1 protein-coding gene is annotated in these 636 nt (G+C 42.0%); it reads left to right on the plus strand.

Annotated features, from left to right (window positions below; genetic code table 11):
• Window positions 1-636, plus strand: a 636-nt coding sequence (locus tag J3492_RS13020; RefSeq protein ID WP_279381170.1) for a transposase, incomplete at both ends; no start/stop codon positions are given.

Genomic DNA, 636 nt, shown 5'->3' on the forward strand with positions numbered 1-636 from the left:
GGGGCGGGTGACTACCTGAATCTGCACAGTCAAACCTTGCAAGCGATCAGTGAGGTTCACGCTAAATCCCGTAAACAGTTTAAAAAAGCCAAACTCAACTGGCGTACCAATAACCCAAAAGCCAAGAGAAGAAGTTTGGGCTGGATTCCGTTTAAAAAGACCGCCATTAAATATCTAGGTGTTAAGAAATCAGGTAAAAAATCTCTAAAAACCACCCTACAATTCAGCTTAGCTAAGGGCAAAAAGCTGATCATTGACTTATGGGATAGCTATAACCTCTCACTCTACACCATCAATACTTGTGAGCTGGTACAAGATGCACGAGGTCACTGGTACGCTTGTGTGACGGTTAAAGATTTTCCAAAGATTAAGTGTGGTACTGGCCAAGTTGGTATTGATCTAGGCTGTAAGGATTCAGCTGTCAGTAGTAATGGCGATGTTCTAACCACTAAGCTGACCCATCAATACGCAGAAAAACTGGCCAGCGCCCAACGTGCCAAAAACAAAAAACGGGTTAAGGCCATTCATGCCAAGATTAAAAACACCCGCCAAGACTTGATTCATAAATTCACATCAAAGCTTGTTAAAGCCAACAACTTAATCGTTGTTGGGAAGATTAAATCAAACTCATTCACT

The organism is Psychrobacter coccoides, assembly GCF_017498085.1.
In the GTDB taxonomy this organism is placed as follows: Bacteria; Pseudomonadota; Gammaproteobacteria; order Pseudomonadales; family Moraxellaceae; genus Psychrobacter; species Psychrobacter coccoides.